The following is a 26,638-nucleotide window of genomic DNA, read 5'->3' as shown; positions in this document are numbered from 1 at the left end:
GTGAGAAAACGAAAAATGCTGTTTGCGGTGCTGGCCTGCGCCGCAGCAATCATGATCCTTGCCGTCGCCATGCTGCTGACGAATCGAGGCGTGCGGGCAATCGATGCAGCCGCTTATCTGAAACCGACCATAGAAATGGAAGCTGGCAGCGAGCTGAAGATGCTGTCTGACTCGTCGGAAGGCGTGCCAGGCATGAAGCTTGTGGCGGACAACTCCGAATTATCGCTCTATTACAGCCCGGAAACGACAGAAATAGCCGTAAAGGATAAACGGCATGGCGAGGTGTGGTACAGCAATCCGGTTAATCGGAGCGATGACAAAATCGCGTCGGCGTTCGAGAAAGAGGGATTGTCCTCGCAAATAACGGTGCTATTCCGGGACTCTGTCGGCACATTGGACAATTTTACGAACTTTGCCCGAAGCGTCAGCGCGAAGCAGTTTACAGCCGAAAGCATTGAGAACGGCATCCGGATTACGTATACGATAGGCGACATGTCACTTGGCATCGATGCGCTGCCGAAGTTCATCAGCAAAACCCGTTTGGAAGAGAAGGTGCTGTCCAAGCTGGATGAAACCTCTGCGAAATATGTATCCGTACGCTATTATCCGAGCGTGGCGAAGCCGGATGTCTTGGAGCGTCTCGATGAGCAAATCTCCAAGCAGCTTGTTCTAAACAAGATGATGGCTGCTTTCCAGAAGGCGGGATATACCGAGGAGGACCTCGCCTACGACAACAAGGAGAACGGGGCGGGGGAAGGAAGCCAATCGTCCAAGCCAAACTTCGTTATTCCATTGGAATATCGTCTTGATGGGGACTCGCTAGTCGCTTCGATTCCGGTAAAGCAGGTGAAGGAGAGCGCGAACTATCAGATTAGGAGCATCGAGCTGCTCAACTTCTTCGGTGCAGCAGGTTCGGAGCAAGAAGGCTATATGTTCGTGCCGGACGGCTCGGGCAGTCTTATTCATTTGAACAATGGCAAAGTGAAGGAAGAGCAATATGTGCAGAAGGTGTACGGCTTCGACCCGAACGACAACAGCTTCAGACGCGGACAGGTGAGCGAAAGCGCCCGTATGCCGGTATTTGGCATGAAAGCAGGAAGCTCCGCATGGTTTGCCGTTATTGAGGAAGGAGACGGTATAGCGAGCATAGCGGCCGACATTAGCGGCAAAAAAAATGCCTATAACTACGCGCACAGCAGCTTTGCTCTGCGCGGCGAGGATGAGCTTGAGCTTTATACCGGTGCTACCATGCAAGAAATTCAGCTGCTGAACGATGAGATTTATCAAGGCGATATTAAGATTCGGTACAGCTTCTTGGCTCCTGATAAAGCCAGCTATTCAGGAATGGCAGAGCTTTACCGCGATAGACTTGCAGCGGAGAAGGCGCTTGAGCCGCTGAGCGCAGGCGAGGATATTCCTTTCTACCTTGATATCATTGGGGCTGTCGATAAGCAAAAATCATTTTTAGGCGTGCCGTATCGCTCGCTTATCTCCATGACGACCTTTGATGAAGCTGCTCAATTGGCTGCGGAGATGAAGCAGGACGGCGTTAACCGTTTGCTTATGCGTTATAAGGGCTGGTTCGGCAAAGGCGTCAACCACAAAACGCCGGTTAAATTAAAAACGGACAGTGTGCTTGGCAGCAAGGCAGATTTGGTGAAATTGTCAAAGCAGCTGGAGCAAGCCGGCGGTACATTGTTCCCTGATGTCGCCTTCCAGCAAATCTATCATGATGATGGCGGATTTACGCCTTCCTCCGATGCGGCACGGTTCGTAACCCGCGAGCAAGCGGAGCTGTATCCGTATAACCGGGCCTTGAACCGGATGGATATGTATTTGGGAGCTTACTACCTGTTGTCTCCAGCCAAGCTGCCTTACTACGTGGATACCTTTATGAAGAAGTATGAGCCATTCGAGATGAGGGGGGTAGCCCTTCGAGATCTTGGCAGCGTTCTGAGCTCTGACTATAGGGTCAGCCGCGTCATTCAGAGGGAGACGGCAAAGCATATCGCCATGGAGCAGCTTGAGGTGATCGACAAAGGAATTGAGGAAACGATGCTATCAGGCGCGAATGCGTATGCCTGGCCGTACGCAGACCATCTTGTTAATGTGCCGACAGCTTCCAGCGGATTCAATATTACAGATGAAGAAGTGCCGTTCTATGAAATGGTCGTTCATGGTTATATGGATTACGCAGGCAGCGCGGTTAATTTGAGCGATGAGCAGGATTTGAAGGAGCAGTTGCTTCGCTCGCTTGAGCTTGGTGCGGCACCCTATTTCTCTTGGACGTTTGAGCCGTCCTCGAAGCTGAAGTTTACCCCTTTTGATAGCATGTACTCTACGTATTACAAGGACTGGTACGATCAAGCGCTGTCCATGTACAAGGAGGCGAATACGGTTCTATCGGCTGTTAGAAATGAACGGATGGTTAAGCATACGCGCCATCAAGAGGGCGTAGTGGAAGTGGAGTATTCGAATGGGACAACGATCACAGTCAACTATACGGATAAACCCGTTGCCATTGATGGGAATACGGTCGAAGCCGGGCATTACCGGATCGGAGGCGAGCGCTCATGAACGGATATAAGCTGACCTTAAGCCGCAAGCGCTCGCTGCTTGGCTTCGCATTTGTCGCTCCTTGGCTCTTTGGCTTTGTGTTTATGTTTGCAACGCCGCTGATCCAATCGATCAAATTTAGTTTAAGCAAATTGACGGTGGCCCCGGCGGGTTATGAGCTCGAGTACGTTGGCTTGTCCAATTTCAGGGAAGCGTTGTTTATCGATGCAAACTTTAACCGGATATTGACACAATCGATAACGGAAATGGCATTAAATGTGCCGATGATTTTATTTTTCAGCCTGTTCTCGGCAACGCTGCTGAACCAGAAGTTCCGAGGCAGAGTTATCGCTCGCGCGATCTTTTTCCTGCCTGTCATTCTTGCCTCGAACGCGATTTCGGCAGCCGAATCGGCTGGACTTATTAACCTTGTTGGCGACGCGAGCGTCGTGAACGAGATGGGCAGCGAATCTTCGGATTACAACATTATGTCGATGGTGATGATGCTCAGCGAGGTTGGCTTGCCGCTCTCTTTCATCGATTATATTATTGAAGCGATTACGCGAATCTATGAAATTATAACGAGCTCCGGCGTGCAAATTCTTATTTTTTTAGCCGCGCTGCAGTCCGTGCCTGGATCGATGTATGAGGTTGCGAAGATGGAAGGGGCTACGGCGTATGAATCTTTTTGGAAAATTACGTTTCCGATGGTTAGTCCGCTCATTTTGACCAATGTCATTTATACGATTATCGACTCCTTCACGGGCAGCGCCGTTACCGACATGATCTTTACGACTGCGTTCAAAACACAGAACTTCGGACTAAGCTCCGCGATGTCTTGGGTATATACGCTAATCGTCAGCCTTGTCTTGGTCGTGATTGGCGTCGTTTTATCGAAAAGAGTTCATTACAACTAATTAAATAGCAAAGGAGGAAACAGCTTATGGAAGCGTCTCAAGCCGTGCGCAATGAGGAGAATAAGTATCGGCTGCAAAAGGCGAGAAACAAAACGGTTGACTTGCTCTATTCGATCTTTCGGTATGCGCTTGTCATCGGGATATCGTTCCTTATTATTTATCCGCTGCTGATGAAATTTTCAGTCGCCTTCAAAGCCAAAGAGGATATATACAATCCGACGATCTACATGGTGCCCGTGCATTTTACACTCGATAACATCAAGATGGCGATGGAGATTTTGAACTACTTCCCGCTGCTCGGCAACACGCTGCTCTTTGTTGTCGTAACGACCGTGCTGACAGCCGCCTCCTGCGCCCTTGCCGGGTACGGGTTTGCGCGCTTCACCTTCCCGGGGAGCAATGTGCTGTTCGCGCTTGTTATCTTGACCATCCTTATTCCGACTAGCACGCTGATGGTGCCGATGTACCTTCATTTTAGAAGCTTTGACCTGCTCGGGCTCGTGAAGCTTTTTACGGGAAAAGACGGCGTCAATCTATTGAATACGTATTGGCCCTCCATCATTACGTCAGCGACCGCGATTGGGTTGAAGGCAGGCTTGTTCATCTATATCTTCCGCCAGTTCTTTAAAGGGATGCCGAAGGAAATTGAGGAAGCGGCGCTCATTGATGGCGCTGGAGGGGTAAAAACATTTTTGCGCATTATGCTGCCGAACGCGGTACCGCCAATGCTGACGGTCGTATTGTTTTGTTTCGTCTGGCAGTATAACGACACCTTCTTCACCTCGCTGTTCATGAGCGAGTCGCAGCTGATGCCGCTTAAGGTCGCTTCATTATCCGCCCAGGCGAATCAGCTCATTCCGCTCTTGCTTGGCGTCGGAAGCGGCGCAAACGTGAAGGCTGATCCGAACCATGTGGCAATGATTATTGACACCGGCATTTTGCTCGCCATTATCCCGCTCATTTTGCTTTATTTGCTCGTACAGCGTTATTTTGTTGAGAGCGTCGAGCGCAGCGGCATTATCGGCTAGCAATCTGATTCATTCAAAATGTCTTTCAAATACAAATAGATTGTAACGAGAATGGGAGAAACGATAAATGTGGAATGTAGAGCAGCAGCCAGCATTTAAAGTGGAGCCGAGGCTGATCAATCCGAATGCCGATGATAACGCCAAAAGGCTGATGACGTTTTTGTGCGACATCTATGGAACGAGAATTCTGACTGGTCAGCAAATCGGGGTAGTGTCGACACCTGAGCTTGATATTTTACTTGAGGTCACAGGGAAATACCCAGCCGTTTATGGATTCGACTTCATGAACTACTCACCATCGCGTACAGAACGCGGGGCAACATGCTCCGATACCGATATTGCCATCGACTGGTGGCAAAGCGGCGGCATTGTAACCTTCTGCTGGCACTGGAATGCGCCAAAGGATTTGATCGATTTGCCGCCGGACCGAACATGGGGCAGCGGCTTCTATACGAAGGCGACAACCTTCGACGTGCAGAAGGCGATGGACGATGAGGAGTCAGAGGATTATCAGCTGCTTATTAGAGACATCGACGCGATTGCTGCCGAGCTTGGGCGGCTGCAGGCTGCAGGCGTGCCCGTGTTATGGAGACCGCTGCATGAAGCGTCGGGTGGCTGGTTTTGGTGGGGAGCGAAGGGGGCAGACCCGTGCATTCGGCTTTGGAAGCTGATGTATGACCGAATGACGAGCTTGCATAAGCTCAATCATTTGATTTGGGTGTGGAATGGCCAGCACGCAGATTGGTATCCGGGTAACGAGTACGTCGATATTATCGGCGAGGATATTTATCCTCCCGAGCATAATTACGAGTCTCAGGTGGAGAGGTTTGCCGCGGCGAAGTCCTATGCGAAAATGAACAAAATCATCGCCTTGTCGGAAAATGGTGCGATACCCGACCCTGATTTGATGCTACAGGATAACGCGCTATGGGCATGGAATTGTACATGGTACGGCGATTTTGTCTTTGATACTATTGATGGCTGCAGAGTGTATGCTGGGAAGCATACGGAGAGGGAGCAGCTGATTAAATTTTACAATCACCCTTTCTCCATTACGAAGGATGAGCTGCCTAATCTCCATAGCTATTGGCTGCGAGAGTAACATATAGCTGCAAGGCAATGCCTAAACCTTTATCGAGGAGTGCGTGATCCATGACGTTGTCGATTTGGAACCATAGAAAGAAGCTGCAGCGTACGCGGCAAAAAATCAAGGATGGGCGCCTGACGGTCGGCTTTATCGGCGGCTCCATCACCGATGCCAGGCCGCGCCACAATTGGCCGGAGCCGGTTATCGGCTGGCTTGCGGAGCAATATCCAGACGTTCTTATTATGGTTGAGAACGCAGCTATAGGAGCAACCGGCAGCGATTTGGCTGCTTTCCGTGCCAAGCGTGACTTGATCGATCCGGATTGCGATCTCGTGTTTATCGAATATGCGGTTAATGACGAGAATGAGCCAACCATAAAGCGCAATCGGACGAGAGAAGGTTTAATTAGGCAACTGCTCGCCGCAGGTAAGCGTGACATTGTTATCGTGTATACGTACTCGCAGAATATGTACGACTCGATGCAATCGGGCGCGGTTCCCGATACGATAAGCGAATTTGAACGAATTGCTGAATATTATCAGATAGGATCGGTATGGATGGGCTTATATGCTTTCGAGGAGGTTAAGAAAGGCAGGCTGCGCTTTGAAGAATGGCTGCCTGACGGATTGCACCCAACGAGCAGAGGAAGCTTAAGCTATGGACAAAGCGTCATCGCGTATTTGACAAAGGAATTATTCGAATCGGATACGGAGACGGATAGTCATGCTGCAAAGCTTCCAGAGCCGCTTGATGCTAAGTGCTGGGAAGATGTGTATGCTCTTTCCTTCGATCAAGTGCAAACGTGCGGACCATGGGTCATCCGCAGATGGCCTCACCTGGAATGGATCGATCAAGTGCTGGAGACATCGGCTGTCGGAGCGGGTCTTTCGTTCTCATTCGAGGGGCGAGGCCTCGCGCTTGGCTTTGACTTTGGAAGAAGCTCCGCAGAGTTCCGCTACCGAGTGGACGGCGGTGAATGGCTGGATTCGGAGCGTGAGCGTCCATCGTGGTTGGCGGAGGACGGCTGGTACCGGCTTAGCTGTTTCGGAGACGATTGGACGGATGGCTCCCATCGCTTCGAGCTTGAGGTAATACATGGAAATCGCGCCAATTGTACAGGCACCAATTTTCGATTGGCGAAGGCAGGCATTATTCGTTGATCATCAAAAGAAAGCAAATGGTTAGTGGCGGGTCTCTCGTTAAACGATAGTCCGCACGGCGATTTGGCTTTGGAGTCTAACCAATCTTTTATAAAGCTTAAGGCGGGAAAAATGCTCCTAAACAAGGGCGTAAACCGTATTAGTCTTACACGCGGCTGGGGCTACTACGATATCGACTATATCAAATTGAAAAAAACGAAGCCGGCAGCAAAGCATAAAGTTACTAATCAATTAGTTCATCCAAATGCGTCTGTGGAAGCGAAGCAGCTAATGATTATTTGGTGGAGAACTATGGGAAGTCGATGCTATCGGGTCAGACGGAGCTTGAAAACGTAGACTGGATTTAACCTTTGATTTGGAGCAAACGTTAAGCCATCCCGAATTGGAGGATTATAAGCTTCTTCTGTCGGACATCGATGTCATTGCGGAGCAGCTCAAAAGATTAAATGATGCGCAGGTACCCGTGCTGTTCAGGCCGCTGCATGAAGCGGAGGGCGGATGGTTCTGGTGGGGACCGAAAACGGTTCAATCCCCGATCCGGATCTAATGAAGGCCTATGGAGCGAATTGGAGCTGGTTCGTCACTTGGGAAGGTGAATATTTGACCGACGGGAAGCATAACAGCGAGCAGATTTTGAATAAAATATACAATCATCCAGACGTTATAACACTTGACGAACTGCCAAACTTATTCGGAATGAAAAAAGATGCAGAGATAGAGAGTGACAAGCGATAGGAAGACATAACCCTTCAGGAGGACGACATGAGAGAAACAAAACAAGTGCTGAGCAATTGGAAATTCAAGGCGTGCAAAGACAAAGAGTGGTTGGAGGCAATTGTTCCGGGCTGCGTACATACAGACCTGCTGCGAAATGGCGTCATCAAAGATCCTTTCTATGCGACTAATGAGCATGATCTGCAATGGATCGACAAAATCGATTGGGAATATGAAGCGCGCTTTGACGTGGAAGAGCAGCTATATAAAGCCTCTTCGCTCGAGCTGGTATTCGATGGCCTAGACACATACGCAGACGTTTATGTGAACGGTACGCATGTGTTGTCCGCAGATAATATGTTTAGAACGTGGAAGGCGGATGTCAAATCGGTTGTGACGGCTAAAGACAATATTTTGCTGATCAAATTCCGCTCGCCCGTCCAAGAGGATTTGCCGAAAATCGAGAAGCTGGGCTATAATCTACCGGCTTCGAATGATCAATCTGAGCTCGGAGGGCTTGGCGCGCAGAAGATTAGCATTTTCGCAAGGAAAGCGCCTTATCATTACGGTTGGGATTGGGGTCCGAGGTTCGTGACTAGCGGCATTTGGCGCGAAGCTAGGCTTGAGGGCTGGGCTGACAGCAAGATCAATGACGTCTATGTAAAGCAGGACCAGGTATCGGCGCTTGAAGCAAGACTAACGGTTAGCGTAGAAATAGAGTCAGAGCACGCGTGGAGCGGCTTGGTGAGACTTAGCAGTGACGGCCAAGCGTGGGAGCAAGAGGCTCATTTGGCAGAGGGCGTCAATGTCGTTGATTTGCCAGTTGTTATCGAGCAGCCGAAGCTCTGGTGGAGCAGAGGGCTGGGCGATGCCTATTTGTATACCTTTACGGCAGAGCTGATTAAAGAGCAGGAGTCAATCGCTTCCAAATCCGTACGCACAGGCTTGCGCTCCGTTCGCTTGGTACGAGACAAGGATGCGGCTGGAGCAACCTTTTATTTTGAGCTTAACGGTGTGCCTGTATTTGCGAAGGGCGCCAACCATATTCCGAATGACAGCTTCATTACCGAGGTGACGGAAGAGCGCTACAGACATGAAATCGTTTCGGCAGCGGAGTCCAATATGAATATGCTTCGGGTATGGGGCGGAGGCATATACGAGCAGTCGATATTTTACGAGCTATGCGATGAGTACGGGATTTTGGTGTGGCAGGACTTTATGTTCGCATGCAGCATGTATCCCGGCGACCAAGCGTTTCTCGATAATGTTCGTCTGGAAGCGGAGGAGAACGTGAAGCGTCTGCGCAATCACCCTTCTATCGTGCTGTGGTGCGGCAATAACGAAATTGACTCGGCTTGGGCGGAGTATGACGAGGAAGGCGGCTGGGGCTGGAAGAAGGAATATACACAGGAGCAGCGCGCCGTTATATGGGCAGACTATGAGACGATATTCCATGACATTTTAGCTGATGCGGTTACCAATCATGCACCGGGCACGCAGTATTGGCCGTCTTCACCGCTTATCTCGCTTTCGGGAGATATTAACCAGCATGCGCATTCGCTCTCCACCGAGGGAGATGTTCATTATTGGGGCGTATGGCATGCGGTTGAGCCATTCGAGAACTACAATGTCAAAATCGGTCGTTTCATGAGCGAATACGGCTTCCAGTCGTTTCCCGAATACGATACGGTTATGACCTTTGCGACGGAGCAGGATTTGGCGCTGGATTCGAAGGTTATGCGGGCGCATCAGAAGAACGGCGACGGCAATCGTCTCATTAAGGAATACATGGATACTTATATGAGCGAGCCGAAGGATTTCAGCTCATTTCTCTACATGAGCCAAGTGCTGCAAGCAGAGGCAATGAAAATGGCGATTGAAGCGCACAGACGCAGCATGCCGTATTGCATGGGGACGCTTTACTGGCAGATGAACGATTGCTGGCCGGTTGCCTCATGGGCAGGCATGGACTATTACGGCAAGTGGAAGGCGATGCAGTATTATGCCAAAAAAAGCTTTGCCGACACGCTGCTTTCGTTTGACAAAACGGAAGACGGAAAGGTTAACGTGTTTGTCGTAACCGATTTGCTTGCGCCGATTTCCGGGGATCTTCGGTTGACGCTGTATGATTTTGCTGGCGCGTTGATCAAGCAATTATCGACTAAGGTTGAGGTGGCGGGCAATAGTGCGGCCGTTGTCAGCAATATTATTGAGCAGGAGTGGCTGGATGGCCATGAGGCAGACAACGTTGTATTGTATGCAGAGCTCGAGCAGGAAGGCCAGCTGGTGGATAGCAAGGCATATTATTTCGTCAAGGCGAAGGAGCAGAAGCTGACCGCTGGAGCCATTCGCATCAGTGAGGTTGAGGGCAGCAATGGTACGGCATTCTCGCTGGAAACGGATGTTCTTGCGAAGCAAGTGTGGCTTACCGCAGAGGGTGCAGGGATGTTCTCCGACAATTTCTTTGATCTCATCCCAGGCGTCGCGAAGACGGTACAGTTCCGCTTGCGCGAAAGCGGCGAAAAGGTGAGCAAGCCGGCAGCAGCTGGCAAAGTCCAAGCGCGCTCAATGATTGATTTTTTGGCTGATAGCAAGGTTGTGCGGGCATAACAAGCAATAGGACGCTAGTGACCATACTTTGGTCAGTTAGCGTCTTGCGTCTTTTTATATGGTTAATGGACGCTTTTTTTGAATGAATGATAAGTTTATAAAAAAAAGTAAGTAAGACTGCAACTTATTTTTTTAAGGCTCGTCTATGAGGAAGGAACGTTCCAAAAACTAGATGAGGTGACAACGATGACTGCTAAATTTAAACTGCTTACATTAACCGCAACTGCTGTTCTATCCCTTTCGATTGCTGGACAAAGTTTTGCAGCGACATCAACGTTTACAGATCTTTCAAATGCAGCAGCTAAAGATAAAATTTCCTCCCTTCAAGAGAGAGGCTTGGTGCAAGGCGTCAGCAGCTATCGTTTTTCCCCGGATACAACGCTGACGGCGGCGCAAGGCATTCAGCTCATTGTGAACGCTCTCGATTTAAATATGGATTTGATCCGCTTTGTTAAAGAGCCTAAGGCGACGGATTATTTTGAAAAAGCGAATAATGCCGCTTGGTATGCAGACACGCTCATCATCGCTGCGAACAATAACATGGATCTGCCCAAAGATCTTGACCCGAATCAGACTTGGACAAAAGAACAATTTACGCATCAGCTTATTTTAGCGATTGAGCTGCACAGCAACTTGCCGATGATCAAAATAATGCCGGTTGAAATTGGCGATCAGGCTGATCTATCGGTTGAATATGACGGCTCTATCCAACGCGCGCTTGCGCTTGGCATTGCTGCTTTGGATAATGAAGGCAACTTCAAGCCGCAGCAAAGCATTTCCCGCGCGGATGCAGCAGAGCTAATCTTTAATGCACTGGCTTATATTGAGGCACATCCAGCTCCCGATCAACCTTTGCAATAATAGCAAAAGTAATGAAGTAACAAGGGAGGCGCCTGTGAAGGCTGCCTTCCTTTTTCTTAAAGCAGAAAATTTATCACACATTAATCCTTTACCGCGACAGAGAGTTAATGTATTATTGTGTTAAAGTATTCTAATAACGTAAATGAAGGTGATTCCATTTATGAGTCGAGAAATTGAGGTTCAAGCACGCAAAGAATTAGAACATATGAAACCATACTCCCCAGGAAAGCCGATATGGGAAGTGCAGAAGGAGCTAGGCTTGGAGCGAGTTGTTAAGCTCGCATCAAATGAGAATCCGCTCGGGCCTTCTCCGAAAGCCTTAGCGGCTATGCAAGCTGCATTAGCAGATCTCCACCGGTATCCAGATGCTCAGTCCATTCAATTGAAGCAAGCGATTGCTGGCCATTATGAGCTGGGGGAAGAACAAGTCATTGTTACCAATGGCGGGGATGAGCTTATCACGCTAATTTCAGAAACTTTTTTGGATGCGAGCGATGAGATTATTGTTCCGGGGCCTACCTTTAGCGAATATGAATTTGGAGCCCAGCTGATGGGAGCCAAGGCGGTTGTAGCGCCGTTCAAGGAGGATTTTCAATACGATCCGGATGCTATCCTTGCAGCTGTGACGGAACGGACCAAAATGGTGTATTTATGTTCTCCTAATAATCCAACCGGCACTATTTTGTCCAAAAAGGAGCTGCAGTACATACTCGATTCCCTTCCGAAACGGGTACTGATTGTGCTCGATGCCGCTTATAGCCATTTCGTCACTGCGGATCATTATTCGGATGGGATCGAATTTGTGCGAGCGGGCTACCCGCTGATCATCTTAAAAACCTTTTCAAAAATATACGGTCTTGCCGGAATTCGCGTTGGCTTCGGGGCAGCCCCGAAAGCGATTATTCAATGCATCCTGCAGGTCAAAGAGCCCTTTAACGTAAACGCTTTGGCGCAAGCAGCTGCAATAGCGGCTATCGGGGACGATGAGCATGTATCGCGTTCGCAAACGCTTGTTATTGAGGAGCGTGAGCGTCTGTATGCAGCATTCCAGCAGCTGGGACTTAGCTATACAAAGAGCATGAGCAACTTTGTTCTGGTGAAGGTAGGCGAGCAGTCGGAATCTATTTATAAGCAATTAATGGCTAAAGGAATTATCGTTCGTCTAGCAAACACATGGGGCTTGCCCTTGCATTTGCGGATTTCGATAGGGACTCCAGAAGAAAATGATTTGTTGACCGCTGCATTAAGCGATATTTTGAAAAAAAATGCGTAACGAAAAAAAGATCAGCCTTACTGGAAAATCCCAGCTTAGCTGATCTTTTTTGATTAATATTTCAAACATTGGAGAGCAACATGGCATCCTTAGCCGGTAAACTCTTGAACCCATGCCCCTTTGAAATAGGCAATGCCGATTTTTGAAAAGCTGCCGCTCAAAATGTTCGCTCTGTGGCCTTCGCTATTCATCCAATCGTTCATAACCTGCTGGGGAGTAGGCTGGCCTTTGGCGATATTTTCGCCTGCGGCGTTATACGTAATTTGAAACTTTCTCATCATATCAAACGGCGATCCGTAGGTTGGGGAGTTATGGTCAAAATACTGGTTATTAATCATATCCTGCGCTTTGACCATCGCCATTTTTGACAAATTGCTGTCCATGCTAAGGGAGCTGAGGCCCGCTTTTGAACGCTCGGCATTCACGATTTGCAGCACTTGCTGGTCAAACTCAAGCGAGGTTGAAGGCTGCTCAGGCGCATAGTCAATCGGGTCCTGGTTGCTCGAAATCCATTTCGGAACGTCATGACGATGTTTTTGGATCGTAATCGACTTGTCTGATTGAGGGGTTGCCACGGATGAGGCTTGCGTTACGTTTGGAACCGAATGAATCGTCGTTGATTTTTTTTGCGAGTGAGATAGGGCTGATTGCTTGTTTGTCACGTTATGATCGGCTGAACAGCCAGTAATCATTAATAATGCAGCAATTGCGATGTACTTTTTCATTGTACAGTCTCCTCGATTGTTAGTATTGTAATGGCCATTAAGCTATATGATTGCCTAGAAAGGCTGCTTATATGCGATTCTGAGTTGGGGATCGGTAAAAATTTAGACTATTTTGAAAAGAGACTTGCGTATTGCAAATGCCTATGGTATAGTATCTATACAAATAACAAATTTAACCTTGAATTCACATATTGAAAAGGTTGTCATTTGTATAATGATATCTTTTTCAATGTGTGATTTTTAGTTTTTCTGGAAAAAACATGTTAAAAAAATTATTGGAGGTTTTTTATAATGGAACAAGGTACAGTGAAATGGTTTAACGCAGAGAAAGGTTTTGGTTTTATCGAAGTTGAAGGCGGCAACGATGTATTCGTACATTTCTCCGCAATTCAAGGCGAAGGCTTCAAATCCCTTGACGAAGGTCAACGCGTTGAGTTCAACGTAACTCAAGGCAACCGTGGACCACAAGCAGAAAACGTTGTAAAACTGTAGTATTTAATGAAGAGCCCTTAACTTCGGTTAAGGGCTTTTTTTTATTGCAATAACGAGCGTTGAAGCAGAAAAAAAGCCACCTCGAACGGTTTATCGCTCGGAGTGGCTTCTTTTGTAGATCAATTTAACGGAGATTAGCAATGTTTACTTCTGGATTCACGTCTTCTTCGTAATTAATACCGTCTGTTTCAAAGCCGAACAGCTGGAAAAATTCTCGACGATAGCCTTCAAGATCGGATAGGTCATACACATTTTCCGTAGAGAGCTTAGCCCAGACTTCTGCAACCTCGGCTTGGATTTCTGGTCTCATCTCCCAATCATCGACACGGATAAGCCCTTTTTCGTCAACGAGCGTTTCACCTTTGCTGTATAGACGCTCGGAGAACAGACGATACATTTGCTCAATGCAGCCCTCGTGAATGCCTTTTTCCTTCATGACTTTATAGAGTGCGGAGATATAGAGCGGAACGACTGGAATAGCTGAGCTGGATTGCGTGACCAAAGCTTTGTTGACGGATACGAAAGCGCGGCCGCCATTTGAGCTCAGCTGTGCGTTTAGGCGCTGGGCTGTCGCTTCAAGATCGTTTTTGGCTGCGCCAATCGTACCTTCGCGGTAGACTGCGTGCGTAATTTCAGGTCCGATATAGGAATAAGCAACAGTAGTTGCCCCTTCAGCAAGCGCACCGGCTTGCTGAAGCTCGTCAATCCACATTTGCCAGTCCTCGCCGCCCATAACCGCAATCGTTTGGCGCAGTTCGTCATCTGTAGCCGGTTCTATCGTCGCTTGCGTCACTTCACCGCTATGGAAGTTAACGGTTTTGTTCGTATACGTGCCGCCAAGCGGCTTAATAACGGAAGCGAATGTTTCGCCGGTTTTTGGATGTGTGCGGCGCGGGGAAGCGACGCTATAAACGACCAAATCAATCTGGCCAAGCTCTGTGCGAATAAGGTCGATCGTCTTCGCTTTAATTTCGTCGGAAAACGCATCTCCAACGATGCTGTAGGATTTACGGCCAGCAGCGGCTGCTGCCTCTTCGAATGCAGCGGAGTTGTACCAGCCGGCCGATGCCGTACGTGCGCCTTCGGCTGCTTTGTCAAAGTAAACGCCAATCGTGTTAGCGCCTGCTGCAAAAGAGGAAACGATGCGGGAAGCTAGCCCATAGCCCGTCGAGGCACCAATGACAAGCACATTGCGGGGTCCTTCGATTGCTGGCTGTGCATTGACATAGTCGATCTGGCGCTGCACTTGCTGCGCGCAGCCCTCCGGATGTGCAGTTGTACAAATAAAACCTCTCGTTTTCGGTTGAATAATCATATTGGAATATTCCTTTCTCTTATGGAATTCGTTTGTTTGCATTATGTAGCGGTACAACGGGACAACTCTATCCCATTTTACCGACTTTTGCTGCATAAGGGAAGTTCCCCATTGACTGGGAAAGCATCTATTTGCAAAAAAAAGTTTCGAACTCAAATAAATAAGCGCCGAGTCAGCCATTTAGCTAACTCGGCGCTTATTTATTTGAAAGTTAACGACGACCTGAGAGCTGCTGCTCAGCCATTTGGACAAGCCGGCGAGTAATTGAACCGCCGATGGAGCCCATATCGCGTGTAGTCATATTGCCGTAATAGCCGTCTTGCGGAAGTTGAATGCCAAGCTCTTGAGCAACTTCAAATTTAAGCTGGTCGAGCGCAGCGCGCGCCCCAGGTATAAGAAGTTGATTTGTACGGTTTGCCATCTTCTCTCAGCCTCCTTCTTGGTCCTATTATGCGAAACCTTGGCAGAGATTATTCGCTAATTGCACCTAAATTTACCGCCTATTTTCAGAATGAGTCCGTGCTAAAATGGTTAGACGAAGGGAGGCAGCGTTATGTTTATGAAGCCAATGCTCATGACGAGACATGAGAAGCCGTTTGACGATGAAAATTATATTTTTGAACCGATCATTGACGGACATCGGCTGCAGCTTTCCTTTATGGCAAGCAAAGCGAGATTATACACGAGACATTTTAACGAAATTACGCAGCAATATCCCGAACTACATAACGTTCCTTTGAGAAAGCCAGCCGATGTTGTATTAGACGGCGAAGTTGCTTATGTAAATCCGCACACGGGAGCAATAGAGTTCGATACGCTGCAGGAGCGATATCGGTTAAAGAAACAGCCGCGTATTCGAGATGCCAGGAGGACAACTCCGGTGAAATTTTTTGTATTCGATATTCTCTTCTATAATGGAGTCGATCTGAGGGACACTCCGCTGCTTGAGCGTAAGAGGCTGCTGGACGCTATTTTGGAGGATAATGATTTTTATAAGAAGATGCTGTTCGTAGACACAAAAGGCAGAGCTTTATTTGATTTCGTCAAGCGCTCTGATCTTGAAGGCGTCGCTTGCAAACGGAAGGACAGTGTGTATGCGGAAGGGCGCGGAGAAAGCTGGCTAAAGGTCAAAAATGATGAATATGGCGTTTTGCCCATGGCTGATATGCGTAAAGATGAATCCCGCAAATTGAAAAACACTGACTGTGGGTGAGATGAGCGGTCTTCCCTGTTATTCACTTTGGGGGAGGCCGCTTCACGTTTCTGAGCAAATTATAGATTGGCACAAGCTAAGCCTGATGTCCGAATGTTTCAACTCTTATCTATATGGTTAAGAAGGTTGCAGGAGCAACACCGCCAAAGGATCGGCATAGGCATTAAGGTAGCTTAAAGCAAGTCAGAGCGTTGGAACAAGCAGCTATAGAAGCTCTTTAGAGTGGTCTGATTGGATAAACACGAAAGAAGGAGCTGCAATCGCGGAAAGCGATCACAACTCCTCTAACATAGCCTTACAATTGAAATTAACGTCTAATTTAATACGCGTCTCGCCGTTACATAGCTCTTGGACCAATAATTTGTATTTAGACTCGATACCGTAACGCCATGGCTCGTGGAGCTGTGAATGATTTTATTGTTGCCAGCGTAAATAGCAACATGACTAATCGCTTTGCCGTTTGTTTTGAAAAAAACAAGATCGCCCATGCTGAGGGAGCCCTTTGGAACTTTCTCGCCTATTGTTGCTTGTGCGGTGGTAGTTCGCGGAAGGAAAACATCCAGCCCTTTAAATAGAAACTGCGTGAATGAAGAGCAGTCAAAAGCGTATGTAACGCCTGCAGGTGCACCAAACTTATATGGAGTTCCAATGTATTCTTTGCCTAAGGAAACAAGATCGATCGTTTCAGGTGTTGCTGCATGCGCTTGCTGCGCAGAAGATCCGAATGTGATTGCCGACATGATGATCGCGCTGCAAATGCCTGCTTTTGCAATTGATTTCATTAGTTTTGATTTTCTCATGCTGTCAGGATGTCCCTCCGCGTTTCGTATTATGTGTAAAAATGAATATAACACATTTACAAAACGGCAATTTTCGCTAATGAGAACGAAAAGGCTGCAATAATAGGGATTATGAGCAATTATGAGAAATAAATGAAAAAATATTAATGGAAAACGGCAAATAATGCGACTTAAGGCATATTTACGCCTCTAGCGCTTACGAGAAGGGTGTACCATTGCTCTCTTGTCATCTTTTCTGCTTGTTTTTCAGCATCTTTACATGCCATAATACGCTCTGGATTTACGGTGCCGATAACGGGTTGAATACGTGCAGGATGCTTCATCAGCCAGCCAAGCACGATCGCTTCCGGAGTTGTATCATTCTCAACGGCCAGTTGCTTAACGAGAGCGGCTGTTTGCAATTCCGCTTCTTTCGCATTCTCCGATGGTCTGCCGGAAAACCTGCCTTGAGCGAGCGGACCCCACGCTTGAATTTGAATATTTTCCGTTTGCATAAACTCCATAAGCCCCTCAGGAAAACTATCTTTTAATCCAGCTTTTTGGTTGACGTGAACGCCATGATCGACCCAGTCATGACGCAACAGGCTCATCTCTAGCTGATTCACGACAATTGGATCTGGCAATTCACGCTGCAAGAAACGGATCTGGCCAGGACTCATATTAGAAACGCCAAAGTTGCGTACCTTGCCTGCGAGCTTCAGCTTTGTAAAGGCTTCAGCGATTTCGTCCGGCTCCATGAGCGGGTCTGGACGGTGAAGCAGCAGAACGTCCAAGTACTCTGTGCCAAGCCGCTCTAAAATGCCGTCTACCGAAGTCGAAATATGCTCCTTTGAGAAATTGAAGCGTCCTGGCAATACGCCATCCGCCATTTGAATGCCGACTTTGGATTGAATGACAATTTGCTCGCGCAGCTTAGGCTGCTGCTTGAGCACTTGTCCAAATACGGATTCGGCTTTGCCTCTTGTATAAATGTCTGCATGATCGTACATCGTAATGCCGATTGACAAGGCTGCTTCAACTGCAGCCTCCGCTTGAGAGATATGATTGGATGTAATCGGATCTGCGAGGTCCCAGCTTCCGCCAAGCCCCATGCAGCCTATCACAAGTCTACTGTCTGATATTCCGCGACGAGCTAATGGCATCAATTTCATTATTTTATCAACCTCCGCAATCGTTTTATATGTAGCCTTCAATCGGATTCTATTATACCGCTCTATTTCGAAACATATAAGCACTGAAAAAAAGTTCACTAACTAACCTTGAGACACACCTGTTATATGAAATTAACCTGCTGCAAGCTATCGTTGCAAGCGCTTCTTTTTGATGCTACATTACTTAGTGATTCGTGCTGTGTTCAAAGAATGCTAGTTGAAGAAGGCTAGCATCACTACATCTTGTTTGGGAGGAATATCGATTGGCTTATATTACCTGCAATTTTTTCTCGGAAGCGCTGGGCTTAAGCACGTCTATGACCGTTATTTTGCCGCAGCAGACATCCTCGCAAATCGGAATGAATAATCGCAGCAGCAAGAAGCTGCACAAAACCTTATATTTATTGCACGGCTTATCCGACGACGATACGATTTGGTCAAGAAGAACGTCAATCGAGCGCTATGTAGCAGAGCTTGGGCTCGCCGTGGTCATGCCGAATGTGCATCAAAGCTTTTATACCGATATGGAATACGGCAATAAATATTGGACCTTTCTAACGGAAGAGCTTCCGGCTGTCGCCAGATCGTTCTTCCCTTTATCAGACGCACGCGAGGATAATTATGTTGCAGGCTTGTCGATGGGCGGCTACGGCGCTTTCAAATGGGCGCTTAGACATCCTGATCGAATCGCAGCTGCTGGCAGCTTGTCAGGCGCACTCGATATGGCAAACCACATCAAGGACCCGGCTCATATGAAGCCGTTATTCAACCTTATCTATGGAGATAAAGAGATTAAAGGCTCCAATGAGGATTTATTGCATCTAGCAGCGCAATTTCCTTCTCATTTGCCGAAGCCGGCATTATATCAGTGCTGCGGCACGGAGGATTTCTTGTACAATGATAATCTCGCATTTCGCGACGCCTGCAAGCAGGCAGATTATCCATTGACATACGTAGAAGGTCCGGGCAGTCATGAATGGGGCTATTGGGATACGCATATCCAGCATTTTTTAAAGTGGCTTCCAACCGATAACGAGTAGACAGCAGCTGTGCGGGTACGAGTGAATAGATGGAGAGAGGGAAGCTTTCAGCCGGAGAGGCTGGAAGCTTTCTTTTTTATTTATTTTAGGGTTGCAAAATGTATCCGCTGCCATTATGCTTTGTATAGGATTAATGTTTATGCGTATGGATAAATAAATATATTAATCCAACAACATTTTGAATACGTTATTTATTCTAATCATACAGAAGCGAGGGCGACTAATTTGGCAAACCGCGTAACCATTAACGCCGATTTGGCAGCAGGTACAATTAACCGCAACATTTATGGACATTTCTCCGAGCATTTGGGTCGTTGCATTTATGAAGGCATTTGGGTGGGCGAGGATTCCAAGATCCCGAATACGAACGGTATTCGCAATGATGTTGTTGCCGCGCTTAAGCAGCTGAAAATTCCAGTGCTGCGCTGGCCGGGCGGCTGCTTTGCCGATGAATATCATTGGAAGGACGGCATCGGTCCGCGCGAGTCGCGCAAGCGGATGATTAATACACACTGGGGCGGCGTCGTTGAAAACAACCATTTTGGCACCCATGAGTTTTTGATGCTGTGTGAAATGCTGGAGTGCGAGCCATACATCTCAGGCAATGTGGGAAGCGGCACCGTTCAGGAAATGTCTGAATGGGTGGAATACATGACGTTTGACGGCGTTTCGCCGATGGCGGAACTGCGCCGAGAGAATGGCAGAGAAAAGCCGTGGAACGTCAAATATTTTGGCGTCGGCAACGAGAACTGGGGCTGCGGCGGCAACATGCGTCCGGAGTATTATGCGGATCTGTATAGAAGATATCAAACCTACGTGCGCAACTACGGCGAGAACAAGATCCACAAAATCGCATGCGGACCTAACGTTGACGATTATCAATGGATGGAAGTTCTGATGCGTGAAGCGCATCGCATGATGGATTCGATTTCGCTTCATTATTACACACTTCCCGGCGAGTCCTGGTCGCAAAAAGGCGCGGCGACGGGCTTCTCCGAGGATGAGTGGTACTCCACGCTGAAGAAAGCGCTATGGATGGATGAGCTGATCGAGCGTCATTCAACGATTATGGACAAGTATGACCCTAGTAAACGAATTGGTCTAATCGTAGACGAGTGGGGAACTTGGTTCGATGTAGAGCCGGGCACGAACCCAGGCTTCCTCTACCAGCAGAACACCATTCGCGATGCGCTTGTGGCAGGCATTACGCTGAACATTTTCCACGACCATTGCGACCGGGTACAAATGGCTAACATCGCGCAGGTCATCAACGTGCTGCAATCGGTTATTTTGACCGAGGGCGAGAAAATGGTTCTGACGCCAACGTATCATGTATTTGATATGTACAAGGTGCATCAGGACGCAACGCTGCTTTCGACATCGATTGACAGCCAGGATTACGCCCATAACGATCAGAAGATTCCGCAGGTATCCGTATCGTCATCGAAGGATGCGGAAGGGCGCATCCATGTCAGCTTGTGCAATCTGGACAATCAGTCCGGTGCAGACGTTGAAATTGATCTTCGCGGCTTAGCTGGCGCAGCGCTTAAGGTGTCGGGTACGGAGCTTACCGCGGCAATCAAGGATGCTCACAATACGTTCGAGCAGCCTGACGCCGTAGTGCCTACCGCTTATCAAGCCTTTACGGTAGATGGCGCAACGATCAGCGCGAAGCTATCGCCAATGTCCGTTACCGTTCTTGAACTGATTTCGGAATAAGGAACGCCTTATGATGAGCAGCAAAAATCAGTGCAAAGGCTGCCGTGACGAGTACCGTGTAACGGATGAGCAGATCGATCGTATTTTGGCGGCGCCGATGTTTCAATCGGACATCAGCGTGCCGGATGATGTGTATGAGCAGCGCTTGCGGCAATGCAGCGACTGCACGAAGTTTCAATATGGCACAACTTGCGCCGTCTGCGGCTGCTTCGTGCGAATTGCCGCCAAATACAAAGACCGTGCCTGTCCATTGCCGGGCGAAAGCCGCTGGGCAAAACATGCTTAATCAATAGTGAAGACAATAGACAGCCGCTTTCCGCTATTAGGGAGAGCGGCTTTATTGCATAAGGAACCCATTTTGTTTGCAAAATGCAGGAGCTATCCTAACAAAAAGGGTGACCAGAAGCCATTTGGCAGCTGGTCACCTTTTTTTTCTCATTATTTGTAGCTAGGAAGCCAGCTGCCATGCGCTTCGATGAGCTCGTCGCAAAGCGACACGATATCATCCATAGACAGCTCAGCTGATGTATGCGGATCGAGCAGGGCAGCGTGATAAATATGATCGCGCTTGCCTGTAATTGCAGCTTCGATGGTCAACAGCTGCGTGTTGATATTCGTACGGTTCAGCGCTGCAAGCTGCGGCGGCAGGTCGCCGACATACGTTGGCGTTACGCCATTTGCATCGACCAAGCAGGGTACTTCTACGCATGCTTCCTTCGGCAAGTTCGTAATCAAGCCGGTATTCATCACATTGCCGCCGATTTTGAACGGTTTGTTCGATTCAATCGCTTCAAGAATGTAAGATGCATACTCATGGCTGCGGCAGTGCTCGAGATTGCGATCGTTGACGAGCGACTCGCGCATCGACTCCCAGCGCTCGATCTGGTTCACGCAGCGGCGCGGATACTCATCGAGCGGAATATTGAACCTTTCGATAAGCTCTGGATAATTGCGCTTGATGAAGTACGGATGGTATTCGGCGTTATGCTCCGATGATTCGGTAATGTAATAGCCGAATTTCAGCATCAGCTCGTAGCGCACCATATCTTTGTGCTGCTCCTTTTGCTTCTCTGCCGCACGGCGTTTAATTTCCGGATAGAGATCGACGCCATCCTTGCTTGCTTCAAGCAGCCATGCCATATGGTTAATGCCCGCAATTTTGTATTTAACGCCTGTTGGATCCAGATCCAAATGCTCGAACAGATGCGGCACGCATACTTGCACGCTGTGGCATAGGCCGACGGTTTGCACGCCGCCGTACGTATTCATCACGTTGGTGAGCACAGCCATCGGATTTGTGTAGTTCAGGAACAGCGCGTCCGGACATACCTCGTTAATATCGCGAGCGAAATCGAGCATAACGGGAATCGTGCGCAAATTGCGGAAAATGCCTCCGATCCCAACGGTATCGGCGATCGTTTGGCGCAGGCCGTATTTTTTTGGAATTTCAAAATCGATGATGGTGCATGGATCGTAGCCGCCTACTTGGATAGCGTTCACGATATATTTAGCTCCGCGAAGTGCTTCTTTACGGTCGGTATAGGCTTTAATCTGGCAAGTGGAACCGCTTGTTTGCTTGATATTGAGCAGCATTTGCTCGGAATCATGTAGACGCTCGGCGTCAATATCGAATAAAGCGATTTCAAAACCTTGAAGCGCTGGGGTTTGCATGACGTCGCCGAGAATATTTTTGGCAAATACAGAGCTGCCTGCGCCAATAAATGTAATTTTAGACATTAGACAATAGCCTCCTAGTGGATGATTGCTGACTCCTATAGTATAAGGAGGAAAAAGGGAAATGAATATGGAAGGAACGAAGCATTATATGGAGAAATGTTGCATCATTTAGTATGATAGCTAGAGCGGTCCCGCATGGAGGTGTGACGATGGAAACGCATCATAGTATTTCATTAAGCATTAATGCAGCTCCGCTAAAAGGAGAAATGTCCGTCTTATTTAGCGGGAAGGGGCAGCCGGTCGCTGGACATTTTATCGGGCCGGCGGTTCACGATTATTATTTAATTCATATTGTGCTCGGCGGCGAAGGGCTATTCGAAACGCTAGGAAAGGCTTATTCGTGCAAGTCTGGCGATGCTTTCGTCATCTTCCCAGACATCTTGGTCAAATACGAGGCAAGCATGAGCAGCCCCTGGCAGTATATGTGGGTCGCTTTCTCGGGCGACATCGTAGAATCGTCGCTCAGCTCGATCGGCATTACGCCAGACCAAGCAGTCATTCGCGATTGCTCGCTGCCCGTCATGCAGAAAATGTTCAAAAGCATGCGCAAAAGCATGGAGAAAACGAATGCACCTGCGCTTGGTAACATGGAGTCCTCAGGCTGGCTAAGGCTGATTTTGCATGAGCTCGGCAGGCTGCAGCTAACGGAAAATACAGAGGCTGACTCTCCAGCCCCCCGCTCGTACCGCCAAATCGATCAGGCTATTCGCCTGTTTTCCTTACAGTATGGGCAGCAGCTGTCCATTGAAAGCATCGCCCGTACGCTCGGCTACCATCGAGCACATCTAACGAGGCTATTTAAAGAGGCGACTGGCTTGCCGCCCATGCAATATTTATTGAAGGTGCGGATGAAGAAGGCCGAGGAGCTGCTGGAGGGAGAGCTTACGATCGCCCAGATCGCTGCCTCTGTCGGCTACAACGATCCTCTCTTTTTCACCAAGCAATTTCATAAATGGAGCGGGCAATCTCCTACCGATTTTCGGAAAAATCTACTGAAAGAATAGTCTAGCTCCTCTATGCAAAGTTGTACGGCTTCAGGCTGTATAACTTTTTTCTTTTGTCCAAACACGTCAAGTCCATGCTCCATATAATGTCTAGGAACAGGTAATGGAGGTGTGAAAGCCGTGATTACGATAAGCTTATGCATGATTGTCAAAAACGAAGAGCAGGTTCTAGCAAGATGCCTGGATTCCGTAAAAGAGCTGGTAGATGAAATCATTATCGTAGATACAGGGTCTACCGATCGTACGAGAGAAATTGCCGCTAACTATACGAACCGGATTTTTCATTTTGAGTGGATCGATGATTTTTCAGCTGCTAGAAACTTTTCATTTCGACATGCTGCCGGGGACTATATTCTATGGCTGGATGCGGACGATTTGCTGCAGGAGAAGGATCAAGAGGAGTTCAAAGCGCTCAAGCTAAGCCTGGATCCGGCTGTCGACTCTGTTTGCATGGATTACTGCGTTGCGTTCGACCCTCTCGGCCAGCCAACTGTCGTTACCAAAAGAAATAGGCTCGTGAAGCGTTCCCGTCAATTTCAATGGCAAGATCCGGTGCATGAGCAGTTAGCGGTTACGGGAAAAGTCATTTTATCTGACGTTGCTGTGAGTCATGGGCGGGTGCATGAGAAGTCGGAGCGGAATTTGCGCATTTATGAAAGCAGGCTTGCGCAGGGGGTCACGCTCTCGAATCATCAGCAGCTGCAATATGCAATGGAGCTAACGGCCCATGGTTATTATGAAAAAGCAATCGAAATCTACGATACGATTATTGCCGATCCAAATCGTTATTTTGAAGATAAATTGTTAGCTTGTGATCGAACGGCTCACTGTCATCATGAGCTTGGCCATAAAGAGCAGGAGCTTCAATCGCTGTTAAAAACGTTCAACTACGACGTTCCGCGTGCCGATTATGTATGCCGGATCGCCTACTATTTTCAGGAGAACAACGACTTTGCGAAAGCTGTTAACTGGTACCAATTGGCGCTCAAGCTGGAGAAGCCAAACGACCGTTTGCGCAGCATCAATAACATGGCCTGGACATGGTTTCCCCATCTTCAGCTCGTGAAATGCTATGGCAAGCTTGGGCAATTGGAGCAAGCCTATAAGCATAATGAAATTGCGCTTTCGTTCGCGCCAAACGATTCAACTATTTTAGAAAACAAACAAGTGCTGGAGAAGCATTTGCGCAGAAAAGGTTATTTGAAGTGAAGATGATAAAGGCTTTCAGGCAATCTGCAATCAGTTGTTTGCAGCAGTGCCAGGGGAAGCCTATTTCATTTTGTCCAGGCTAATATCGTATCTATTAGAAGCAGCCAACCATATGATAAATAATGCTAGAACAAGTTTACTAGGAGGAGAGGCAATGACTTTATCAAGAATAGGGACGAAAAAACGCGTCTGCAAGAGGATTGTTCGCAAGAGTGTCAGCAAGACCATCGTTTGCAAGAAAACCGTCAGCAAGAAGCGCGCTAGCAAACCTGCTATTACAAAGAAACGAATCTGCAAGACGATTATCTGTAAGCCAATTGTCAGAAAGAAGCGTGACAGCAAGGCAAGAATAAAACGCAACTCCGCGTTTAGAGCAGTGTCCGGTGTTGATCAAAATCTGCTTGATGATGTGACTGCAAAAGTTCAGTATCAGGTGGAAGAATTGGATCTGGGCAATGAATATAATTCGGCTAACTCGACTTTTCGCCCTAAACAAGATGGCGTATACATGCTTTTTGCAAGCGTATTTTTTCAAACCGTTACAGAGACGCAATACACGCTAGAGTTAGAGATTAAAGTCAATGGCGTGCCTCGAATTTCAGATCAAGAAGATTATACGACGACAAGCGGCATTATTGATGCAGGCGGTTTAGTAGAATTAGAAGCGCGCGATAGAGTGGAAGTATTTGCTACTGTTCTTGAAAAAAACGTGGAAATTCAAAGTGGATTAGCTACCCGTTTTGAAGGAGCTAGAATTAGATAGTGTGCGAACGAGTCAAGGGGAATCGAATAAATGAATAATGATACGCAAACGAGCGCTAGTGGAGATACTAGGGGCTCGTTTTTCTTTTCGATTAACCACCAACACTAGCAAACATACATTAACCAACACAGCTTCAAGCACAAGCACCTGTAAAAAAGCGGCAGCCATGGACTAGAAAACAAAGTCCTAGACTGCTGTTGTTTTATCGTTCCCCGTTTGATCATTAGCAAATGAATTACAACTCGTTATTTCTCCCAAAGCTCAACCAGTCGACCTTCAGGATCTTCAATCCAAATAAACTTTCCAAATTCACTAATCTCGTACCATTTTTTTATAGCTTCAAGATTTTTAGTTCTCCAAAATATTCCTCCGAAACCTTTTATCATTGTATCTAACCCCTGTCTGTCATCAAATTTTTAGCTATCCGATTACATTAGATATTCGAGATTTTAATTTAAGTTCCTTTTTCAACTATACTGCCTTTAGTTCAATAGACAAATGTTTTTAGAAGAAATAATCTAGTGTACAGGAACTCAAGAAGAGCTCATTCCTCTAAATCAGTACTGTATTTCTTAAGGGGTTCTTGTATCCTTACTTTTCCCCGGACTTAGTTAATTCTTAGCTGAAGTAGTAAGTTTTTTTGAAAAAATATGTTGCCAACCACGTAAATCTATATTATATTTATGTTGCCGGCAACATAATACAGAGTATCCCCATTTTGCTGAAGTTTATGGGGAGCAGTATATATCGAAGGTGGTGAAATGTAATGAAATCACATCAAAAAGAAAAGACACTGTCGGATCTAGACGGTAGTATCGCAAGTCAGTTTCCGATAAGTTTCTCCATCTTTGCACTGGCAAGATCCCACCGAGGATTGGCTGCACATTGGATACGGGAAACAGGCCTATTTCCTGGACAAGAGATCATTCTTATGCAGCTGTGGGAACAAAATCTTCAATCTCAATATAGTCTAGGTCGAACATTGAGGTTGGATCATTCGACAATTGCAAAATCGGTTCGTCGTTTGGAAGATGCTGGTCTGGTAACCCGTACCCGTTCTTCGGAAGATGGCAGAGTGACCCTCGTTTCACTGACCGATGAAGGAAAAGCATTGGAAGAGAAGGTTCGGAAAGCTTGGAATAAACTTGAAATGGTTACAACTGAAGAATTGTCCGAACACGAAAAAAAGGTTTTACAGAGCCTATCGGTAAAAATTGCTTCTAAGCTGGATTCAATTCTAGATGATACTATAAAAGGGGAATGA

Annotated in this window: 24 protein-coding genes and 1 pseudogene; 18 read left to right on the top strand and 7 right to left on the bottom strand. The window is 47.5% G+C overall.

Annotation, left to right across the window (positions count from 1 at the left end):
* From AC1TPC_RS18600 to hisC, 9 genes and pseudogenes are all read left to right on the top strand, one after another.
* Positions 1-2,577: a DUF5696 domain-containing protein gene (locus tag AC1TPC_RS18600; RefSeq protein WP_482068290.1), complete on the top strand. Its 2,577-nt coding sequence runs from the start codon at positions 1-3 to the stop codon at positions 2,575-2,577.
* Positions 2,574-3,473: a carbohydrate ABC transporter permease gene (locus AC1TPC_RS18595; protein WP_482068289.1), complete on the top strand. Its 900-nt coding sequence runs from the start codon at positions 2,574-2,576 to the stop codon at positions 3,471-3,473. Before AC1TPC_RS18600 ends, AC1TPC_RS18595 begins: the two co-directional genes overlap by 4 nt.
* A 26-nt stretch (positions 3,474-3,499) precedes the next feature.
* Positions 3,500-4,501 carry a carbohydrate ABC transporter permease gene (locus AC1TPC_RS18590; RefSeq protein ID WP_482068288.1) on the top strand — a complete coding sequence of 334 codons (1,002 nt, stop codon included), beginning with the start codon at positions 3,500-3,502 and terminating at the stop codon, positions 4,499-4,501.
* Positions 4,502-4,568: 67 nt separating this feature from the next.
* Positions 4,569-5,603, top strand: a complete 1,035-nt coding sequence (locus tag AC1TPC_RS18585) for a glycosyl hydrolase (protein WP_482068287.1) — start codon at positions 4,569-4,571, stop codon at positions 5,601-5,603.
* Between the two features lie 50 nt (positions 5,604-5,653).
* Positions 5,654-6,748, top strand: coding sequence for an SGNH/GDSL hydrolase family protein (locus AC1TPC_RS18580; RefSeq protein WP_482068286.1), 1,095 nt, complete (start codon positions 5,654-5,656; stop codon positions 6,746-6,748).
* Positions 6,749-6,886: 138 nt separating this feature from the next.
* Positions 6,887-7,432 (top strand): annotated as a pseudogene (locus AC1TPC_RS18575) (glycosyl hydrolase); the annotation flags it as partial.
* Between the two features lie 78 nt (positions 7,433-7,510).
* A complete protein-coding gene (locus AC1TPC_RS18570) occupies positions 7,511-10,072 on the top strand; it encodes a beta-mannosidase (protein ID WP_482068285.1) in 2,562 nt (853 codons plus the stop codon).
* A gap of 186 nt (positions 10,073-10,258) precedes the next feature.
* On the top strand, positions 10,259-10,933 hold the full coding sequence (locus AC1TPC_RS18565; protein ID WP_482068284.1) for an S-layer homology domain-containing protein: 675 nt from the start codon (positions 10,259-10,261) through the stop codon (positions 10,931-10,933).
* A 160-nt stretch (positions 10,934-11,093) separates the two neighbouring features.
* Entirely contained in the window at positions 11,094-12,206 is a 1,113-nt protein-coding gene (gene hisC / locus AC1TPC_RS18560) for a histidinol-phosphate transaminase (protein WP_482068283.1), read from the top strand.
* 89 nt (positions 12,207-12,295) lie between these two features.
* On the opposite strand, the gene AC1TPC_RS18555 is transcribed toward hisC, so the two are convergent.
* Positions 12,296-12,931 carry a CAP domain-containing protein gene (locus AC1TPC_RS18555; RefSeq protein WP_482068282.1) on the bottom strand — a complete coding sequence of 212 codons (636 nt, stop codon included), beginning with the start codon at positions 12,929-12,931 and terminating at the stop codon, positions 12,296-12,298.
* 291 nt (positions 12,932-13,222) lie between these two features.
* On the opposite strand from AC1TPC_RS18555, the gene AC1TPC_RS18550 reads away from it, so the two are divergent.
* Entirely contained in the window at positions 13,223-13,423 is a 201-nt protein-coding gene (locus AC1TPC_RS18550; RefSeq protein ID WP_053377054.1) for a cold-shock protein, read from the top strand.
* Between the two features lie 124 nt (positions 13,424-13,547).
* Here AC1TPC_RS18550 and fabV read toward each other — a convergent pair whose 3' ends face one another.
* Together fabV and AC1TPC_RS18540 are read right to left on the bottom strand one after the other, a co-directional pair.
* Positions 13,548-14,738 (bottom strand): enoyl-ACP reductase FabV, encoded by a 1,191-nt coding sequence (gene fabV, locus AC1TPC_RS18545; RefSeq protein ID WP_482068281.1) that lies wholly within the window; start codon positions 14,736-14,738, stop codon positions 13,548-13,550.
* 211 nt (positions 14,739-14,949) lie between these two features.
* Positions 14,950-15,159: an alpha/beta-type small acid-soluble spore protein gene (locus AC1TPC_RS18540; RefSeq protein WP_482068280.1), complete on the bottom strand. Its 210-nt coding sequence runs from the start codon at positions 15,157-15,159 to the stop codon at positions 14,950-14,952.
* Between the two features lie 132 nt (positions 15,160-15,291).
* On the opposite strand from AC1TPC_RS18540, the gene AC1TPC_RS18535 reads away from it, so the two are divergent.
* Positions 15,292-15,951, top strand: a complete 660-nt coding sequence (locus tag AC1TPC_RS18535) for an ATP-dependent DNA ligase (protein WP_482068279.1) — start codon at positions 15,292-15,294, stop codon at positions 15,949-15,951.
* 314 nt (positions 15,952-16,265) lie between these two features.
* Here the strand turns inward: AC1TPC_RS18535 and AC1TPC_RS18530 are convergent, their stop codons facing one another.
* Positions 16,266-16,751: a C40 family peptidase gene (locus tag AC1TPC_RS18530; RefSeq protein ID WP_482068278.1), complete on the bottom strand. Its 486-nt coding sequence runs from the start codon at positions 16,749-16,751 to the stop codon at positions 16,266-16,268.
* Between the two features lie 170 nt (positions 16,752-16,921).
* Positions 16,922-17,902, bottom strand: a complete 981-nt coding sequence (locus tag AC1TPC_RS18525; protein WP_482068277.1) for an aldo/keto reductase — start codon at positions 17,900-17,902, stop codon at positions 16,922-16,924.
* 263 nt (positions 17,903-18,165) lie between these two features.
* On the opposite strand from AC1TPC_RS18525, the gene AC1TPC_RS18520 reads away from it, so the two are divergent.
* The 3 genes from AC1TPC_RS18520 (at position 18,166) to AC1TPC_RS18510 (ending at position 20,947) form a co-directional block, all read left to right on the top strand.
* Positions 18,166-18,942, top strand: coding sequence for an alpha/beta hydrolase (locus AC1TPC_RS18520; RefSeq protein WP_482068276.1), 777 nt, complete (start codon positions 18,166-18,168; stop codon positions 18,940-18,942).
* A 225-nt stretch (positions 18,943-19,167) separates the two neighbouring features.
* On the top strand, positions 19,168-20,661 hold the full coding sequence (locus AC1TPC_RS18515; RefSeq protein ID WP_482068275.1) for an alpha-N-arabinofuranosidase: 1,494 nt from the start codon (positions 19,168-19,170) through the stop codon (positions 20,659-20,661).
* A 10-nt stretch (positions 20,662-20,671) separates the two neighbouring features.
* Positions 20,672-20,947, top strand: coding sequence for a DUF6171 family protein (locus AC1TPC_RS18510; RefSeq protein WP_482068274.1), 276 nt, complete (start codon positions 20,672-20,674; stop codon positions 20,945-20,947).
* Between the two features lie 152 nt (positions 20,948-21,099).
* On the opposite strand, the gene melA is transcribed toward AC1TPC_RS18510, so the two are convergent.
* Entirely contained in the window at positions 21,100-22,398 is a 1,299-nt protein-coding gene (gene melA, locus AC1TPC_RS18505; RefSeq protein ID WP_482068273.1) for an alpha-galactosidase, read from the bottom strand.
* A gap of 149 nt (positions 22,399-22,547) precedes the next feature.
* Between melA and AC1TPC_RS18500 the strand changes: the two genes are divergently transcribed.
* The 3 genes from AC1TPC_RS18500 to AC1TPC_RS18490 all read left to right on the top strand — a co-directional run bounded on the left by AC1TPC_RS18500 (position 22,548) and on the right by AC1TPC_RS18490 (position 25,374).
* A complete protein-coding gene (locus AC1TPC_RS18500) occupies positions 22,548-23,402 on the top strand; it encodes an AraC family transcriptional regulator (RefSeq protein ID WP_482068272.1) in 855 nt (284 codons plus the stop codon).
* A gap of 120 nt (positions 23,403-23,522) precedes the next feature.
* The gene (locus tag AC1TPC_RS18495; RefSeq protein WP_482068271.1) at positions 23,523-24,611 is read left to right on the top strand and encodes a tetratricopeptide repeat-containing glycosyltransferase family 2 protein; all 1,089 of its coding nucleotides are present in this window, start codon (positions 23,523-23,525) and stop codon (positions 24,609-24,611) included.
* A 154-nt stretch (positions 24,612-24,765) separates the two neighbouring features.
* Positions 24,766-25,374, top strand: coding sequence for a hypothetical protein (locus AC1TPC_RS18490; RefSeq protein ID WP_482068270.1), 609 nt, complete (start codon positions 24,766-24,768; stop codon positions 25,372-25,374).
* 245 nt (positions 25,375-25,619) lie between these two features.
* Here the strand turns inward: AC1TPC_RS18490 and AC1TPC_RS18485 are convergent, their stop codons facing one another.
* Positions 25,620-25,760 (bottom strand): VOC family protein, encoded by a 141-nt coding sequence (locus tag AC1TPC_RS18485; RefSeq protein ID WP_482068269.1) that lies wholly within the window; start codon positions 25,758-25,760, stop codon positions 25,620-25,622.
* Between the two features lie 380 nt (positions 25,761-26,140).
* On the opposite strand from AC1TPC_RS18485, the gene AC1TPC_RS18480 reads away from it, so the two are divergent.
* A complete protein-coding gene (locus AC1TPC_RS18480; RefSeq protein WP_482068268.1) occupies positions 26,141-26,638 on the top strand; it encodes a MarR family winged helix-turn-helix transcriptional regulator in 498 nt (165 codons plus the stop codon).

The organism is Paenibacillus sp. Y280 (genome assembly GCF_056786335.1).
This window is presented reverse-complemented; position numbering and strand designations above follow the sequence as displayed.